We start from the raw sequence: 16,967 nt of genomic DNA, 5'->3' as shown, positions 1-16,967 counted from the left end.
AAATATCTTTTAAATAAATTCATTTAACCGCCGCTCCCTATTTGCTGTATTTGATTCTCGGATCGACCAAGGCATATGCGATATCCGTCAGCAAATTCGCCAGAATGACGATGACGGCCGCCAGCAAATTCAGCCCCATGATCGTGGAGTAATCCCGGCTCATAATGGAAGACATCGTCAGTTGGCCGATGCCCGGCCACGAAAAGATCTGCTCGATTACAACCGCACCGCCGAACAGGATCGGAATCTCCATGCCAAGTACAGTAACAATTGGGATGAGGGCGTTACGGACAGCGTGTCTGTTGATGACCAGCGTTTCCTTCAACCCTTTGGCTCGCGCCGTGCGCAGGTAATCCTGCTCGAGAATTTCCAGCATGCTTGAGCGGACGTAACGTATGTTTCGGCCCGCTACATTCGCCGTGAGCACGATCACCGGCATAATCAAATGCAGCAGAATGTCCACGAACCCGCCGTTGCCTCCCAAGGTGCTCATTCCACTCGAAGGCAATATTTTCAACCATAAAGAGAATACGTAAATCAGTCCGAGTCCGAGAAAAAAGTTCGGGATCGAGATCCCCAGGAAAGACCCCGTCACCGCCGCATAATCCAGCTTGGAATACTGTCGTCTGGCACTCAGGATACCGAGCGGAATCGCGATGGCAACGCCGATGATCAGGGAGGTCCCCATCAGCAGCAGGGTTGGTCCAAGCCGGTCAAAAATCATTCGGCCGACCGGTTCATACGTTACCATGGAATAACCGAGATCCCCGCGCAGCAAATGGGTGAACCAGCTCCAATACTGAACGTAGGCCGGAGCGTCCAGGCCGAGCTCGATCCGCTTCGCCTCCAGCGCAGCCGCAGGAGTCTGCGGACTGATCAGCATGTCCACGGGATTGCCCGGAGCCATTTTCATAATGATAAAATTGATGACGGTCACCCCGAGCAGCACCGGGATTGCAATCAGCAGCCGCCTAATCACATACTTGAACAAACGTAACACCTCGGATCTTCATCAATGGGAGTGGAATGCCCGGCGCTTGTTTCTCTGGCGCGGATCGGCAATCGGACTGGCGTCCAGCAGCGTTCTAGTATACTCATGCTTCGGTTCCCGGAAAATCTCGTCCACTTTCCCGGTTTCAACGATTTTCCCGGAATACATAACGGCAATTCGGTCGCTCACATATTTGACCGCTCCCAGTCCATGCGCGATAAACAAATAAGTAAGACCGAGCTCACGCTGTAATTCTTTGAGCAGGTTCAAAATCTGAGCTTGTATCGAAACGTCCAGCGCGGAAACAGGCTCATCACATACGACCAAACGGGGCTTAAGAGAGAGCGCACGCGCAATGCCGACACGTTGGCGCTGGCCGCCGGAAAATTCATGCGGATAGCGGCCCCGGCTATTCTTCGGCAGTCCGACAAGTTCCAGCAGCCGGTCCACTTCCCGGGAAATATCCTTGGCCGGCATGATCCGATGCACCTTTAACGGCTCGGCGAGCAGATCGCCCACCCGTTTACGCGGATTCAGCGAAGAATACGGATCCTGAAACACGATTTGCAGTTCCGATCTCAGACCGATCATTTCGCGCGGCGATAGCCGGGAAATGTCCTGCCCGTCGAACAGAATCCGTCCTTCCGTCGGCGTCTCGAGCCCGACGATGAGCTTGGCGATCGTGGACTTGCCGCTGCCTGATTCGCCTACCAGTCCCAGCGTCTCCCCCGGATAAATGGTCAAATCGACTCCGTCCACAGCTTTAACATGATCGACGGTATGGTTAATGATCCCTTTGCGGACAGGGTAATATTTTTTCAGGTTTTCCAACGCGAGCAGCGGTTGCAAGGGTACAGCAGGATCCTTCGGATTATGCATGGCTATCCTCTTCCTCCCGTAGTCCGTTCTCCGCCCGCCGGACTTCCCAGCAGCGCGTGAAGTGGTCTTCCCCTGTTGCCGACAGCAGCGGCATTTCCTTTGCGCACCGATCGGTGGCGTATGGACAGCGATTCGTGAAGCGGCAGCCCGGAATCGACTCGTATCTAGCCGGTACTGCGCCCGGAATCGACTCTAACTGTTCGTCATTCGCCGCATCGATCCGCGGGATCGACTTCAATAACCCCTGTGTGTACGGATGCTTCGGCTGTTCAAACAGCTCGAACACATCCGCCTCCTCGACGACTTGTCCGGCATACATGACCACGACCCGGTCGGCCATTTCGGCAACGACGCCAAGATCATGCGTAATGAGCAGAATAGCCGCGCCGGCTTCCCGGCACAGCTCTTGCATCAGCGTCATGATTTGGGCCTGGACGGTTACGTCCAGCGCCGTGGTCGGTTCGTCCGCGATAAGCAGCTTTGGCTTGCAGGACAGGGCCATCGCGATCATAACGCGCTGGCGCATGCCGCCCGACAAAGCGAACGGATATTCATTCATCATCTTCTCGGGCCGTGGCAGCCCGACCTTCTCCAGCATGCGAATAGCCGTGGCATGGGCTTCTTTTTTGCTTTGCCCCATATGAAGCATAATCGCTTCGCGCATCTGGAAGCCTATACTCAGAACCGGGTTCAGCGAAGTCATCGGCTCCTGAAAGATCATCGAGATCTGATTGCCGCGAATGCTGCGCATCCCCGGATCATCCAGCTCGAGAAGATCCCGGCCGTCGAACATGATACGGCCTTCTTCAACCCGGCTGTTGCCGCCGAGCAGCCGCATGATGGACAGGGCAGTGACGCTTTTGCCACTGCCCGACTCCCCCACGATAGCCAGCGTTTCGCCCGGCATGACGCGAAAGCTTACATCATCTACCCCCACGGTTCCTCCCCGATCGCTGTCAAACGCGACCCGCAGATGATCCACTTTGAGCAGTTCGTTCATCTCACTCACTTGACATCCCATTCATTTACATTGATAAACATGCCGAAGTCTTTAGGCTTCGCTCCCGTAACCCGGTCATTGATGGCGCCGAGTGCTTTGGTTGCGTAAATCGAAGGCATCGGTACATCTTCAGCAACGATTTGTTGAATTTCATTATAGTATTGCTTGATTTTAGCTTCATCGGTTTCAGCTGACAGCGATGCCAGCAATTCGTCGATTTTCGCGTTGCTGTATCCGTTCGGATTGCCTGTTTGCAGGAAGTAAGCTACGTCCGGCAGCGGGTTCACCGGGGTCATGGATACGGTCAAAATGCCGAGATCATACTCCATTTTCACGATTTTATCGACCAGGGTAGCCAAGTCCGCCATTTGAATTTTCACGTTGACGCCGGCAGCTTTAAGGTTCTCGGCCATAATGTTAGCCGCCTGCTCCAGCGTGCTGTCCCCGGACAACACGGTTAAGGTAAGGGTTTTGCCCGAATCCCAGCCCGATTCCTGCAAGAGGCTCTTGGCTTTCTCTGGATCATACGCATCCGGCTTCACGCTGGCATCCAGATAAGGGCTGTAGCTGGTGAAAAATCCGCTCACGGCTTCCCCCGAACCCTTCAGCAAGTTATTCACGATCATTTCGCGGTTAATCGCGTAAGAAATCGCCTTTCTCTGTTTGGCATCCGGCACCGACTTTTCATTAATATACATGAATTGAGTTGCAATCGCCGGACCTTCTACGGTTGTAAGACCTTTAAGACCCTTGATTTTATCGTAATCCCCGATCGGAATGACGCCGGCCGAAGGAATGTTCATATCGATCTCTCCGCTTTGCAATTGAGCGGAAATCGCGGTAGGCTGCATCACTTTGAAATTAAGCTGCTCGATCTTCGGTGCCCCTTTGAAATAATCCTTGTTGGCTTCGAGCTGCACAAAATGATCGCGGCTGTACTCGACCAGCTTGAACGGACCGTTGGTTACGGTCGGTTTTTGCATGAACTCGCTCTTATTGATATTTTCCGGAGCGACGTCTTTCAGTGCCGACTGAGGAACAGTGAGCAAATAGCGGCCGATCGTATCTTGAAAAATAGTCAGCGTAGTCGGTGCTTTCGTCGTCATTGTCAGCGTGTGGTCGTCAACCTTTTTCACGCCGGAAATCTCTTCACTGCCCTCCGGCAAATATCCTGTGTCGTCCAGGCCTTCCAGAATGGCAAACATATACGCATAGGTGGATGCCACCTTGGCGTTACTCATCAGCTTCAGCGTGAAAATAACGTCATCCGCCGTTACCGGCGTGCCGTCCGTCCATTTCGCATTTTCATTCAACTTGATGGTAAAAGTCTTATTATCGGCCGTTTCGATCGAATCGGCGAGCATCGGCTTGAATGTCAGATCCTCATCGATATCCACCAGCGGCTGGAACAAAAGTCCGGTCACATAAGTGGAAACCAGGCCCACCGGATAAAGCGGGTTCAAGGTGTTAGGAGAATAGGTAACCCCGATGTTTACCGTTTTCTTCCCGCTCTCGGAGGCGGCTCCGTTCCCGCCCGTATTGCCTGTATTGCTTTTTCCGCAGGCGGATAGCACTCCAAGTGCCAATATTAAAGTCACTGCCAGAAATTTTTTTGTCGAAAAAAATCTTGATTTCACGCTGTGCACCCCTTTGCTGTTTTAATTTCAATTTCAATTCATATTAAACTACTATGTTTTATAAGTATTGAGCCGTTTAAATAGTTTGTCAATGAATTTGTCGTATTTTGTCGCTATAAGCGTACATTTGTGTTATTCCCGTGTCAATACCTTCTGTTCCCCGGCATTTATGTCAAAGGGCAGCCGGTTCTGCTGCGGCGGAAACGGACAATTGAAATGAGGAGAAAACGCACATGGAGGCAAAAAGCTCCGGTTAAAATCAAGGATCGCCTTCCCGCTTTCATCCGGCTGGACCACCAGCATCCGGCCCAGTCCATAAGTTGTCAATCCGTTCGTCGTATCCGCAAATACCAGAATCAGCACATCTCCCGACTTAAACGGAGTCATCGTATAGGTGTTTCCTTCATAGGAAAAAGCAATGTCTCCGGGAGATTGATGGTGACGCACATTCCCTTGCGCATCATCTACATGGGCAAATGCCATCGTCCGCTCCCCATCCTGACCGATAAACCGGCCTTCCAATACCCAACGGGGATCATATGGAAAATTGGCAATACCCTCGAACCGCCGGATCGCTTCAGCTTCCGAATCGTAAATGGCAAGCAAATGATCGGACCCCGGCTGAGTTGTGGCTACCGCTGTCAGCGACTCTGAAAAGCGCACCACCGTATGATCAGCCTCCATCGAAACGGTTCCCTCAACGAGTGCTCCGTTCAGGGTGATCCCGTCAGATGCCTGAGCCGTAAGTGTCAGCCCCTGTTCCCCTGCCGCTTTGGGTGCCCAAAGTCCAGGGATCCCTTCTACGTGCATAGGTTCATAAATGGTGTGCAGTCCGATCAGCGCCAAGTCGCCATGAAACTCAATGACCGAACGCCGGCGTTCCTCTCTCCATATCTCGATCTCTGTCATTTTGCAGTCCTCATTTGCTGTAAAGTTTCCAACTTACTCCGTTACAAAGCCGGTTAATAATGAAATAAAAGCATCATGCTCTTCAATGAACGGCATGTGTCCGCTGTGTTCAAACACCGTAAGTCGGGAGTTAGGCAACAGCTTATACATCTCCTCCGATTGCGAGACAGGTGTCACCCAATCATGGCGCGCGCCGATGATCAAGGTCGTAACCTTCAGATCAGGCAGCTGCGGACGCACATCATACAATGGAATAAAGTGTTTGAACGTGTAGTTCGCCACTTCCATCGAGCCGATCGGACGGTTTCCAGTTTCCCGCATAATCTCTTCATCCCGGACATGAAAATAGAGATCGTAGCAAACATCCCACCAACGGATCAGATGGGCTTCGTCTTCGATCCGACCTTCAAACAGCTCCGGAATCACGCTAAGCTGCTCCGGCGTGGCAATCTTCCGGGCGAAGTCCATTGCTGCCGGATAGAACTCGCGGCTCGGCGCCGTGCACAGCAGTACCAGCTTGTCCAGCGAGTCGGGATAACGCGTAGCGAACACTTGCGCCACCATTCCGCCGAAGGAATGGCCCACCAGTTGGATTCGCCCAAAGCCGAGATAGTTGCGGAGCGCTTCAATATCGTCAGCAAGCTGCTCCAGCGTACAGGTAGCGGGATCAACCCGTTCCGATTGCCCGTTGCAGCGAAGGTCCATATAGACGATTTGAACTGTCTCGGCAAGCGGCGTCAGCCACGGCTTGAAATCGGCATGATCGCTGCCCGGTCCTCCATGAATCGCGAACAGAACAGGCTTATGGCGCATCCGTTCCCCTTCGGGCACATAGCCCGACCCTTCAACGTCAAAATAAATACGGGTACCATTTATGTTTGCAAACATATACACACTCAACTTTCGCTTCATATTTTAACTCATACTTTGTATCCCGCCTGTCCCGGGAATTGTTAATCGCATTAATCAAATCAGGTTAATAGAGTAAATGATATGCCCAGTCCTATCCTTTGTCAATTAGCCGGGATTCATCCATTTTCTGCCGTATTGGCACACATCCAAGTGCATTTCACTTTTTGACTACAACCTTCTTATTATAAAAGGATTTTGAGGAATAGAAAACTATTATAAAACGATTTCCTTATTGTCCCGTCTATAGCAAAAACGTCCTCCTCCGTTTCTCCAACGGCAGAAGGACGTACCTATTAAACAGGAATCTATTCTCTATTATTATGGTTGAGCCTGAAATTCGACCTCCAGGATGACCGGACAATGATCGCTACCCATCACATGGCAATCAATTTGGGCGTCTACCAATTGTGGTGCCAGCCGGGAAGAAGCCAGAAAATAATCGATGCGCCAGCCCACGTTCCGCTCCCGTACCTTAGGCATATAAGACCACCAGCTGTACACATTTTCCCGGTCAGGATAAAAGTGCCGGAACGTATCCACAAAACCGGCGTCCAGCAATTTGGTCATCTTATTCCGCTCTTCCGGCGTAAAACCTGCATTTCCAAGGTTGGACTTGGGATTCTTCAAATCGATTTCACGATGGGCGACATTGAGGTCTCCGCATACGATCACTGGTTTACGGCTGTCCAGCTCTTGCAAGTAGCCGCGGAAGCGATCCTCCCATTCCATTCTGTAATCGAGGCGGGCCAGGTCGCGCTTTGCGTTCGGCGTATAAACATTGACAAGGTAGAAGTCTTCGAACTCCAGGGTCAGCGTTCTGCCCTCCGGCTCACTATCTTCCTCTATGCCATAGCGGACGGATAACGGTTTAACCCGGGTAAACACGGCCGTTCCCGAATATCCCTTCTTCTCGGCGTAATTCCAATACTGTCCATACTCTTCGCCTAACTCCAATCCGATTTGCCCTTCCTGAAGCTTGGTTTCCTGCAAGCAAAAAATATCCGCATCCACTGCCTTGAAATAATCGTAAAACCCTTTAGTCACGCAGGCCCTTAAGCCGTTGACATTCCAGGATACCAGTTTCATATCATCTATCTCCTTACCTGTAATTTGCTCATTATAAGCTATCATTCTAGCTTTACTCCTAAACGATCTTACCCTCTATTAAAATTGCCTGTCAAATCCTTCGCCAGATGTCCTGTATATACCAAAAAGCCGCCCGTAAGAGCGGCTGATCGTAATTTAAATTTTGGTATTACGGATTCTGATTCACCCTTGCTGCGGTATTAGCGGTAAGCTTTGCCCCGCTTGACGACTTCGCCTTCATATAATTTAACCTCTGTGCTGAGGACATAAGCCGGCGGCTGTTTCCCGCGATTTTCTTTATGGCCCTGGATATGAGCGTCACTCTTCTCCCAGTTCTTCCAAGCCTCTTGGGACTCCCAGCGGATGACGACCACGACTTCTTCCTGTTCTTTACTCTTGGTGTTCACCATCACGCTGATGTCAACGAGCCCGTCCATATTGTCCATTGGACCCTCTCCGCTAAATCTCGCGACCACTTTGTCGCTGTTGCCCTTTTCGACCAAGATCGTTCTTGTCATGATAAACAAGGGACCACGCCTCCTCCAAAATAAATACACCGACCAAGCGTAAATTCAATATAATCTATCTCTATTCTAGTTGATAATAATTATCATTGTCAATTAAAACCGGACTCTCTATCTGGTACAGGATGCCTTATGATGTATGTCATTCAATATATTCAAACCTTTGAATATAATAAAATACAATCCGTTTAACGTGAAAGGAGCTTAATGCCATGGACATAAGCTTGCAGCAATTTAAAGCCGAGTTTTTCAAAGCGCTGGCTCATCCGATGCGCATCCGTATCCTGGAGGTTCTTTGCGAAGGCGAGCGGAATGTCAATGAGCTGCAAAGCATCGTGGGTTCCGAAGGCTCCGCAGTATCGCAGCAGCTCTCCGTACTTCGGGCCAAGAATCTGGTCAACACGGTAAAAGAAGGCACGACCGTCGTCTATTCGCTCCGCGATCCTCTGATCAAGGACCTGCTGGCGGTGGCCCGGCAAATTTTTGATAATCATCTGGTCGAGTCGATTTCGTTATTGGAGGGAATCCGCAAAGAGAAATAAGATCAACATATTTATAGAAAAGAAGGGTTAAGGATGAAGTGGAGTGGGCGGTACAGTGGTTATAACGTAGGGACTTTACGAAAAGATCTGATTTCCGGATGCATCGTCGGCATCGTCGCGATACCTCTGGGCATGGCGTTTGCCATCGCTTCGGGCGTCAAGCCTGAATACGGGCTTTACACGACCATCGTCGCGGGGATTCTGATTTCGCTGCTTGGCGGATCGAAATTTCAGATCGGAGGTCCCACCGGCGCGTTCATACCGATCCTGTTGGCCATCGTTATGCAGTACGGGTACGAGAATCTTCTGATCGCCGGTTTTCTCGCCGGGATTATTCTTCTTCTCATGGGGCTCCTCAGGCTGGGTTCTTTGATAAAGTTTATACCTCGTCCGGTGACCATCGGGTTTACAGCCGGTATAGCAGTAACAATTTTCAGCGGTCAGATCGCAGGCTTCCTCGGACTTCAGAATATGGAGCGGCATGAATATTTTTTTGAAAATATGAGAGAAATCGTCCTGCGTCTCCCTTCCCTGAACGTCTTCAGCATTCTGACGGCTTGCATTTGTCTGGCCGCCCTTTTGCTGACGCCAAAGATTCTTCCCAAGGTACCCGGGTCCCTCGTCGGCATCCTCGTCTCCACCTTGGTTGCGCTCTGGCTATTCCCCGGCAAAGTGGCGACGATCGGCTCCGCCTACGGCGACATTCCGGGCGGATTCCCGGGGCTTCACCCGATCTCCCTTACTTGGGATCGGATCGGCACGATGCTTCAACCGGCGCTGATCATCGCCCTGCTGGGGAGCATCGAGTCGCTGCTCTCGGCCGTGGTCGCCGACGGCATGACGGGAACTCGCCATAACAGCAACCGGGAGCTGGTCGGCCAAGGGATCGCCAACATGGTTACGCCGTTTTTCGGCGGCATCCCGGCCACGGGCGCGATTGCCCGGACGGCAACCAATATCAAGAACGGGGCGATATCGCCCTTTTCCGGAATCATCCACGGCGTTGTCGTGCTGCTCGTTGTCATTTTATTCGCGCCTTATGCATCAAATATCCCGCTGGCGAGCATGGCGCCAATCCTGATGATGGTCGCCTGGAACATGAGCGAACGCAAAGCGTTTGCCAAGCTGCTCAAAACCCGGACCAGCGATACCGTTATATTGCTCGTAACGTTTCTGCTAACGGTCTTTACCACCTTAACGACGGCGGTGGAAGTCGGGCTCGTGATGGCCGTGCTGCTGTTTATCAAACGCATGGGCGACCTGCTTAGCGTAGACAAAGTGCTGCCTGACCGGGAAAATCTTCGAGAGAAAGTGGCGACCCACGTAGTCGCCAAGGACCATGACTGCCCTCAGGTATCGATCTTTACTGTAGACGGTCCGCTGTTTTTCGGCGCTTCGCAGACGTTTGCCGATCTTGCTTCTATTATGGAGAGCGGCCCGGATTTAAGAGCGGTCATTCTTCGAATGGGCAAAGTCCCGTTCATGGACACGACGGGTGAGGCCCATTTTCTGGCCTTGATCAAACGCCTGCAAGGAATCGGTGCCAGCGTTATTATCAGCGGAATCCGGCCGCAGCCCCAAAGGCTGCTCATCAAGACGGGCGGGTTGAACGTCATCGGAGAACAACTCTTTTTCGAACATACGGGTGAAGCCCTGAATTACGCCTTGAAAACCTTGAACGGTGAAAAATGCCGGGGTTGCCGCCACTTCGCCTTCCGCGAATGCAGCGGTTTCAGCGGAAGTGAATATGTGGCTGCGCCTGGTTCCCAATCTTCGCCTCGCGTACGCTCCGGACAACAGCCGGTTTAGGTCTCCACTCCGTCCTAAAAGTCCGTATATGCAGCGCGATGCTCCCAGCGCGCTTTGCTCGGTGAACGGAACCGAAAATCATATCCAAACTAAAGCTCTTCCCATGTCAAGGCCGGTAACGGACTGAGACAACGGGAAGGGCTTTACTTTATTTAAAAAGACAATTATATTATAACTAACTAATTAGTTATAAAAAGGATGAGTGCTTCATATGCTAACTCCCAAAGGGGAAGCAAGCAAAAGCAAACTGCTGACTTCCGCCGAAGAACTTTTCGCCCAAAAAGGCTTTCATGCAACAACAGTCAGTCAAATCGTCAAAAATGCCGGGCTTACCCAAGCCGCTTTCTACCTTTACTTTAAAAGCAAAGATGAAATACTTCAGGAAATGCTGGCGAAATTCGAGGAACGGCTGCTTCCGTTTACCGATGCTGGCCGTCAGGCTGCGGGGAAAAGCCCGGAGGAGCTTGAGGCTTACGTCATTCAAGCCTTCACGGGTCTGTTTGCGCTGCTCGGCCAGAACGCCAATTTAACTCGAATCGTTTTGCTTGATACCGAGAAAGGCATATCGATCCGCGATAGGATCGTGCAGCAGATTTGCTCCAACATGATCCGTAACCAGCAAGCCGGGATCGTTCGCCAGGATGTGGAACCCGAGCTGGCAGCGGAATCGGTCGTCGCTTCTGTAGAACGCCTGATTTACCGTTACAGCGCGACCGGAGAGAAGGATGCGGCGGAATTGGGCCGCCAAACCGCCAAGCTGTTTTTGCAAGGCATTTTGAATCGCAGGAATTAAAAAAAGGAGATGTTCTTATGCAGCTGCTAAACGTTTTGAACGAGCATGTCGAACTCTTAAGCCTGCTTTGGCTTTTTCCCGTAACATTCCTGTTCCACGATTTCGAAGAGATCTTGACGGTCGAAAAATGGGCCGCAAAACACGGAGATCGCGTCAGCCAAACGCTGCCGGGCTTCGCCAAGCGAGCCTTTCAGTCGTCCCTTCGAATGAACACCTTCCATTTCGCCAAGGACGTATTGTGGGTGTACTCACTAATCGTTCTCGTTACGATGCTGGCCGTTTTCTTCGATTTCTACCTGCTGTTTTTGGCGGCTTTGCACTTGTATTTTCTGCATGTGTTCACCCATATCGGCCAAACACTGTTCCTGAAACAATACACCCCTGGCGTTGCTACCGCAATTTTCCCGGTTCTCCCTTACTCACTTTACGCCTACTATCGCCTGCTCTCCGACCAGATCGTAAGCAGCACAGACCTTCTTTGGGGCTTGGGCGCCATGCTGATTCTGGTTCCACTCGGAGTGATCCTGCTCTTGAAAGGGAGAGATCAAAATGTGAACATCTGAGATGGAATCAATGCCGTAATACAAACTCATCCAGCTTGTTCCCGTCCACATCATAAGCTTGATACGTCAGCATATTTCCGTCGATCGTAATCCCTGCAAACATTTGCTTTCCGTTTTGAAAATGGACCTCATGATAAAATTTGTCCTTTTTCTTGTCATTGAATTTCGATCCGGACGCATTCGTCACCACATAGACCGTCCCATCACCCTGCTCAGTGATTTCTCCATTTTTCAAAGGATACGATCTGGAGTACTCGTGATTATGACCCTGCAGCACCAAATCGACGCCCAACTCATCAAATACCGACACCCAGTCGCTGATTTTATCGTACCTGTTCCCTCCATAAGCCGGGCGATGGATTGCAACGATTTTCCAAGCCTGATCGCTGTTCTGTAAATCCTGCCGGAGCCACTCCGTCTGTCCTTTGATGTTGGATTCCGTGTTCAACACGGCGATATGAGCATTCCCGTATTCGAAGGAATACGTTGTTCCGGCGGCAGAATCTTCCGCCCCGTTGGCCGGCAGGTTGAAATGCGAAGTAAACCGTTTGGACTCTCCCTTCACCTCGTCATGGTTACCGGTAACCGGCATTAGCGGAATCCGGGGCAGCCAAGCCGCAGCTTTTCCGAAAAAATAGTCCCATGCCTCCTCATCCTCCGGCTCTTCCGTCAAATCCCCGTTATGAAGGATCCACTTGGCATCTCCGAACATCTCGAAGGCCTTTTCCAACGTACGTCCCCATTGCGTAAAATCCGCTTCCGTTTCGCCCTGAGAATCCGTGACATTTAGAAACGTAAAGGCGGTCTCATTCATACCCTCTGTCGCGAAAATGGCAGGCTCACTCCATCCTTGCTTCGTGCCATCCCCGACTCTATAAATATAAGAAGTCCCCGGACGCAGTCCGGTCACTTCCACCTTATGAACCGCATTCTCCTGTCCTTCTCCAACAAGGATCACTGTGGTTTCGGCTTCTAAAGTCAGCGCATCGTTCTTTTTCAACTCTTCCGCATCGGTCCCGGCAGCCAGCTGAAAGATCCCTTTTGCATTCGCATTCTCTGAATACCAGGTAAAAGCCCGCGATGTTTTCGGATCTCCTTTAAAAGTAGTGACTATGGATTTAGCAGCTCCATCATATCCCGGATTCTGATCCGGTCCTTGATCTCTCCACGCTTCGAGCACGATCACGCCGGTCAATAGAACGACGCCCAGCAGCACCGTCCCGCCTATGCTTATCGTTCTTTTTCCTAAGCTCATCTCGTTCTCCTCCCCTGGTAATCTCATCTCTTACGATCTTTTACCTTTTGCATCCAAATGTCAACGCAGTGTAAAAACTTTCAGTTTATATTCAGTTTCCGTTAAGTGAGTAATCAGCAAACCTTGTTAGGATAAATGCATTCGGTAAAAGAGAGAGAAGTGAGGTGTTAAGCATTGAATACCGTCTACAAGGACCTTAAATTTCGCCATGAGCTTAAATTTATGATTAACCGGCATCAATATTACATCCTTTGCCAAAGGCTTAAAAATCTGATCCAGCATGACAAGCATGCGGGACGGAACGGCGAGTATCATATCCGCAGTCTGTATTTTGACGACGTGGACAGCTCGGCTCTTTCCGAGAAGCTCGGCGGGTTCCGCGACCGGCGCAAATATCGGATCCGTATTTATAACGGGGACGATCAAATCATCCATTTTGAGAAAAAAATCAAGGTGGGCGATCACATCGCCAAGCTGAAGGAACCGTTGACCCGGGAAATGTATGACTCCATTATACGAGGAGATTATGAAGTGCTCCATCAGCCGGACAAGCCGTTCATGATGGAATTGTACCGGGAGATGAAGCACAATCTCCTCCGACCCAAGGTCATCGTCGACTATGTGCGTGAGCCTTACGTCTGCAAGAACGGCAATGTCAGGATTACGTTTGACAAAGAGCTGCGGACCGGGCTGCATGCAACGGATATTTTTGACCGGTCGATCCAGCCGGTTCCTGCCCTTGACGACCATCTCATTATTCTCGAGGTCAAGTATGACGAGTACCTACCGGAATATATCCGGACCGCCCTGCAAATGGACGGGCTGCGCCATCAATCGGCTTCGAAATACGTAATCTGCTGCAAATACCTAAAAATGAATTCCTGGGAGGATCAATAAGTTTATGAATACCAATAATCAATCGACGAATTTCAGCGATATCATCAAAAATTCTATTATGGATAATTTCACTTCCGATATCAGCATCTCCAAAATACTCATCACCTTAGGCATCTCATTCATTATCGGACTGTTCATTTTTCTTTTATACAAACGTGTCTTCAGCGGGGTGCTCTATTCCAAAAGCTTCAATGTGTCCCTGATCGGTATGACGATGGTGACCGCTATGATCATCATTGCCGTGAACTCCAACCTGGTGCTGTCGCTCGGTATGGTCGGCGCCCTGTCGATCGTCCGTTTCAGAACCCCGATTAAAGACCCTACCGATCTGATCTTTCTGTTTTGGGCAGCTGCCGCAGGTATTGTGACCGGTGCCGGCTTCTACACCCTTGCAGCTATCGGCTCCGTGGTCGTCGGACTCGTGATGTTCCTGTTTATCAAAAATACTTCAGTGGAAACGCCCTACCTGCTTGTCGTCAACTGCGAAACCGATGAGAGCGAAGGGCTGATCCATAGCCAAATGCGCAGTATTGTAAAACGCTACAACGTTAAACAAAAAACGGTATCCCCCGGCAACATCGAAATGACGCTGGAGGTGCGTCTCCGCGACGGGGAAGGCAAGCTTGTCAATCAGATTTCCGAGCTCGGCGGAGTGAAGAATGCGGTCCTGATCAGCTACAACGGTGATTACGTATCTTAAAACGCGGAGGTGAGGAAATGAAAAGAAAGCTTGCAAAGCCGTTTCTATCCCTTTGTTCGCTGCTGCTGATCTTCGGACTTGCCGCATGCGGCGGAACCAGTCAAAGCGCAAGCACAAACAACGGTGATGCCATTACTAAATCGGTATCCGCGGAAGAACGCAAGCTGGATGAAGAGGTTTTTCCAAAGGATAAGGTCGTTGACGTGAAAATCACGATCGATGAAGATGATTTTCAGGACATGCTGGACAATGCCAGCGCAGAAGAATACAAGAAGGCTTCAGTCGATTATAACGGGCAGCATTTTGACAACATCGGCATTCGGACCAAGGGCAATCTAAGCCTGCGCAGCGTCGTGCAAATGCCGGATTCGGACCGGTACAGCTTCAAGCTGTCTTTGGACGAGTATCTCAACCAGACTTTGGATGGCATCAGTAAAATCAACCTGAACAACAACTACAGCGACGCCACCTCCATGCGAGAGTTTCTGACCTACGAGCTGGCGGAAGAGATGGGGCTGCCTACGCCTAAATATTCTTTCGTAAATGTCTATGTAAATGATGAGCTTTGGGGATTTTATCTCGCCGTCGAGCAGATTGGCGATGCCTACTTGAACAGACATTTCGGAAACGCCTACGGCGCGCTTTACAAAGGCCAAATGACCGGAAGCGGAAGCGACCTGGCTTGGCTTGGCGATGACCCGGATGCATATACCGGCTTAGCTCTAAAGTCGAAGTCGACGAACGGCGATGTATTGATCGATATGCTCGATGAGCTCAACAACGGCTCGGATTACGAAAAGGTTCTGGATGTGGAAGAATCGCTCGGCTACATCGCTCTAAATGTACTCACCAACAACACCGACAGTTATATCGGCGGCAACAAACAGAATTACTATTTGTATGAGGACGACGGTGTCTTCTCCGTGCTGCCATGGGATTACAACATGGCGTTCGGCGGTTTAGGCGGCGGAGGCATGGGCGGCGGCTTCGGCGGGGCAGGTCGTGCCAAGGCGGGCGCCGACACGGGGGGCAATGCCGCGTCGGACGGAGCGGGCGCGGCGGGTGATGCCGCGGTCGGCGGACCAGGCGCGAGCCCAGCCGGGGGCGAGCAAGCGGCCGGGCGGACCGGTGCAGCAGCGGGCGGAACCGCCGGGGGCGCAGCGACGGGCGGCCAAAAGGCTCCGGCGCAGGCCGACACGGCGGGCGGCGACCAGGCCGCAGGTGCGGGAGCTGGCCAGGGCGAGGCCGGTGCCGGGAAGACCGGCGGCGGAGCGGCCGCAGGCCCTGGAGGTGGAGGCGGCAGCAGCCTGCTGATCGACGAGCCGACCCAAGGCGCGGTTGCCGAGCGTCCTTTGGTAGCCAAACTGCTGGCCGTCGATGAGTATAAGGAGTTGTACCACTCCATCCTTCAAGAAGCGGTTGATGGCTACCTTGAAAATGACACCTTCACGGCACGCGTCAACGAGGTTTCCGCGATGATCTCGTCCTACGTGAAGGCCGATCCAAGGCCATTCTATTCCTACGAACAATTCGAAGAAGCTGTGCCCAAACTCATTTCCACCAACGCTTCGCAGGTGGAGAATATCTCACAGCAGCTTGACGGCACGCTTCCTTCCTCCGGCGACGGCTCCGGCAGCGGCGGCGGTATGGGCGGTATGCGTGGTATGGGCGGCAGAGGTGGCGGCGACCGCCCTGAGTTCGGTGCCGCCGGACCGCAGACCGGGCAAGCGACGAACGACGCAGCCGCACCAAACAATGCCGGCCAAGCGGGCGCCGTTGACGGACAGTCGCAGCAACCAAGCGGCGCTGCTCAACAGGGCGCAGCCGGCGATGGGGCCGGAGCAGCCGGCGATGGGGCCGGAGCAGCCGGCCTACCCGGCGGTGCTCCCCCTGATGTAAACGGCGGGATGCCGCAGCTTCCACCGGATGGCCAGATGCCGCAAATGCCGCCGGATGGCATGCCTGATGGTCAGATGCCCGACGCACAGTCGCAGCAACCGGCAGATGATGCCGCGGACGCGGACAACGGTGCAGGCATCCCGGGCCAGCAAGGCGCGAATGGCGGCCAATGGGGACCAGGCGGTGACTTCGGCGGCGGGTTCGGCGGCGCCCAAATGGGCCGCGAAGGCTGGCCCGACGGTTTTGGGGGATTCGGTCAGGGAGATGCACGTAAGGTACAGACGAATCCCAACGAGGCCCTCACCGCAGGGATCTCCCTCTTAATCCTTCTGCTAGCCTGCGTTTTCGTCGTCTTTTTCAGAAGAAAACGTCTCTAATTGCTATACAGAAACTGGACCGTCAGTGGAGCTTAGGAGCTCCCTGGCGGTTTTTGTTTGCAACTAATCTCATTGGATATATCCAATGGATTTACCTTTCATTCGCATATTCAATGATATTCATTGGAAATATCCAATGAATATCGACCAAATCCCCTCTTTACGGGCAATTCAGCACTATTTCATTGGAAATT

At 51.9% G+C, this 16,967-nt stretch carries 16 protein-coding genes; 7 read left to right on the top strand and 9 right to left on the bottom strand.

The features are described 5' to 3' along the window. Window positions 1-37 precede the first annotated feature (37 nt). The 8 genes from KJS57_RS09275 to KJS57_RS09240 form a co-directional block, all read right to left on the bottom strand. Entirely contained in the window at window positions 38-991 is a 954-nt protein-coding gene (locus tag KJS57_RS09275) for an ABC transporter permease (protein ID WP_211026182.1), read from the bottom strand. A 21-nt stretch (window positions 992-1,012) separates the two neighbouring features. Further along, window positions 1,013-1,870, bottom strand: a complete 858-nt coding sequence (locus KJS57_RS09270) for an ABC transporter ATP-binding protein (RefSeq protein ID WP_213654550.1) — start codon at window positions 1,868-1,870, stop codon at window positions 1,013-1,015. Next, a complete protein-coding gene (locus KJS57_RS09265; protein WP_213654744.1) occupies window positions 1,863-2,870 on the bottom strand; it encodes an ABC transporter ATP-binding protein in 1,008 nt (335 codons plus the stop codon). The genes KJS57_RS09270 and KJS57_RS09265 overlap by 8 nt, the downstream gene beginning before the upstream one ends. 5 nt (window positions 2,871-2,875) lie before the next feature. Next, window positions 2,876-4,507: an ABC transporter substrate-binding protein gene (locus tag KJS57_RS09260; protein ID WP_211026140.1), complete on the bottom strand. Its 1,632-nt coding sequence runs from the start codon at window positions 4,505-4,507 to the stop codon at window positions 2,876-2,878. Between the two features lie 132 nt (window positions 4,508-4,639). Then, window positions 4,640-5,416 carry a DUF1684 domain-containing protein gene (locus KJS57_RS09255; RefSeq protein ID WP_213654549.1) on the bottom strand — a complete coding sequence of 259 codons (777 nt, stop codon included), beginning with the start codon at window positions 5,414-5,416 and terminating at the stop codon, window positions 4,640-4,642. Between the two features lie 33 nt (window positions 5,417-5,449). Next, window positions 5,450-6,328, bottom strand: a complete 879-nt coding sequence (locus KJS57_RS09250) for an alpha/beta fold hydrolase (protein WP_213654548.1) — start codon at window positions 6,326-6,328, stop codon at window positions 5,450-5,452. A 318-nt stretch (window positions 6,329-6,646) separates the two neighbouring features. Beyond that, window positions 6,647-7,414, bottom strand: a complete 768-nt coding sequence (locus KJS57_RS09245; RefSeq protein ID WP_213654743.1) for an exodeoxyribonuclease III — start codon at window positions 7,412-7,414, stop codon at window positions 6,647-6,649. Window positions 7,415-7,614: 200 nt separating this feature from the next. Continuing rightward, complete coding sequence (locus KJS57_RS09240) at window positions 7,615-7,941, bottom strand: antibiotic biosynthesis monooxygenase (protein WP_211026146.1); 327 nt, start codon at window positions 7,939-7,941, stop codon at window positions 7,615-7,617. A 209-nt stretch (window positions 7,942-8,150) separates the two neighbouring features. On the opposite strand from KJS57_RS09240, the gene KJS57_RS09235 reads away from it, so the two are divergent. From KJS57_RS09235 to KJS57_RS09220, 4 genes are all read left to right on the top strand, one after another. Then, window positions 8,151-8,480, top strand: coding sequence for an ArsR/SmtB family transcription factor (locus tag KJS57_RS09235; protein ID WP_211026148.1), 330 nt, complete (start codon window positions 8,151-8,153; stop codon window positions 8,478-8,480). Between the two features lie 33 nt (window positions 8,481-8,513). Next, window positions 8,514-10,289, top strand: coding sequence for a SulP family inorganic anion transporter (locus KJS57_RS09230; protein ID WP_213654547.1), 1,776 nt, complete (start codon window positions 8,514-8,516; stop codon window positions 10,287-10,289). 211 nt (window positions 10,290-10,500) lie between these two features. Continuing rightward, window positions 10,501-11,082 carry a TetR/AcrR family transcriptional regulator gene (locus KJS57_RS09225; RefSeq protein WP_213654546.1) on the top strand — a complete coding sequence of 194 codons (582 nt, stop codon included), beginning with the start codon at window positions 10,501-10,503 and terminating at the stop codon, window positions 11,080-11,082. 17 nt (window positions 11,083-11,099) lie between these two features. After that, complete coding sequence (locus KJS57_RS09220) at window positions 11,100-11,645, top strand: HXXEE domain-containing protein (protein ID WP_211026155.1); 546 nt, start codon at window positions 11,100-11,102, stop codon at window positions 11,643-11,645. A gap of 7 nt (window positions 11,646-11,652) precedes the next feature. Here the strand turns inward: KJS57_RS09220 and KJS57_RS09215 are convergent, their stop codons facing one another. Next, window positions 11,653-12,900: a purple acid phosphatase family protein gene (locus tag KJS57_RS09215; protein ID WP_213654545.1), complete on the bottom strand. Its 1,248-nt coding sequence runs from the start codon at window positions 12,898-12,900 to the stop codon at window positions 11,653-11,655. A 174-nt stretch (window positions 12,901-13,074) separates the two neighbouring features. Here KJS57_RS09215 and KJS57_RS09210 point away from each other — a divergent pair, with 174 nt between their 5' ends. Genes KJS57_RS09210 through KJS57_RS09200 form a run of 3 tightly spaced genes read left to right on the top strand, consistent with a single transcriptional unit; the run spans window position 13,075 to window position 16,773 of the window. Then, window positions 13,075-13,797 (top strand): polyphosphate polymerase domain-containing protein, encoded by a 723-nt coding sequence (locus tag KJS57_RS09210; RefSeq protein WP_280520371.1) that lies wholly within the window; start codon window positions 13,075-13,077, stop codon window positions 13,795-13,797. 4 nt (window positions 13,798-13,801) lie between these two features. Beyond that, window positions 13,802-14,497, top strand: coding sequence for a DUF4956 domain-containing protein (locus KJS57_RS09205; RefSeq protein WP_213654544.1), 696 nt, complete (start codon window positions 13,802-13,804; stop codon window positions 14,495-14,497). Between the two features lie 17 nt (window positions 14,498-14,514). Continuing rightward, entirely contained in the window at window positions 14,515-16,773 is a 2,259-nt protein-coding gene (locus KJS57_RS09200) for a CotH kinase family protein (RefSeq protein WP_213654543.1), read from the top strand. The last annotated feature ends 194 nt before the right edge of the window (window positions 16,774-16,967 follow it).

It is taken from the genome of Paenibacillus vini, from assembly GCF_018403325.1.
Lineage (GTDB): Bacteria > Bacillota > Bacilli > Paenibacillales > Paenibacillaceae > Fontibacillus > Fontibacillus vini.
The sequence above is the reverse complement of the archived record's forward strand: the minus strand, read 5'-3'. Positions and strand labels throughout refer to the sequence as shown.

What these genes read in the sequence shown, in the direction of transcription:
- KJS57_RS09200 (WP_213654543.1), top strand. Translation starts at nt 14,515, where the DNA reads ATGAAAAGAAAGCTTGCAAAGCCGTTTCTATCCCTTTGTTCGCTGCTG.
- KJS57_RS09235 (WP_211026148.1), top strand. Translation starts at nt 8,151, where the DNA reads ATGGACATAAGCTTGCAGCAATTTAAAGCCGAGTTTTTCAAAGCGCTG.
- KJS57_RS09225 (WP_213654546.1), top strand. Translation starts at nt 10,501, where the DNA reads ATGCTAACTCCCAAAGGGGAAGCAAGCAAAAGCAAACTGCTGACTTCC.
- KJS57_RS09270 (WP_213654550.1), bottom strand. Translation starts at nt 1,870, where the DNA reads ATGCATAATCCGAAGGATCCTGCTGTACCCTTGCAACCGCTGCTCGCG.
- KJS57_RS09215 (WP_213654545.1), bottom strand. Translation starts at nt 12,900, where the DNA reads ATGAGCTTAGGAAAAAGAACGATAAGCATAGGCGGGACGGTGCTGCTG.
- KJS57_RS09255 (WP_213654549.1), bottom strand. Translation starts at nt 5,416, where the DNA reads ATGACAGAGATCGAGATATGGAGAGAGGAACGCCGGCGTTCGGTCATT.
- KJS57_RS09220 (WP_211026155.1), top strand. Translation starts at nt 11,100, where the DNA reads ATGCAGCTGCTAAACGTTTTGAACGAGCATGTCGAACTCTTAAGCCTG.
- KJS57_RS09205 (WP_213654544.1), top strand. Translation starts at nt 13,802, where the DNA reads ATGAATACCAATAATCAATCGACGAATTTCAGCGATATCATCAAAAAT.
- KJS57_RS09265 (WP_213654744.1), bottom strand. Translation starts at nt 2,870, where the DNA reads ATGAACGAACTGCTCAAAGTGGATCATCTGCGGGTCGCGTTTGACAGC.
- KJS57_RS09250 (WP_213654548.1), bottom strand. Translation starts at nt 6,328, where the DNA reads ATGAAGCGAAAGTTGAGTGTGTATATGTTTGCAAACATAAATGGTACC.
- KJS57_RS09245 (WP_213654743.1), bottom strand. Translation starts at nt 7,414, where the DNA reads ATGAAACTGGTATCCTGGAATGTCAACGGCTTAAGGGCCTGCGTGACT.
- KJS57_RS09230 (WP_213654547.1), top strand. Translation starts at nt 8,514, where the DNA reads ATGAAGTGGAGTGGGCGGTACAGTGGTTATAACGTAGGGACTTTACGA.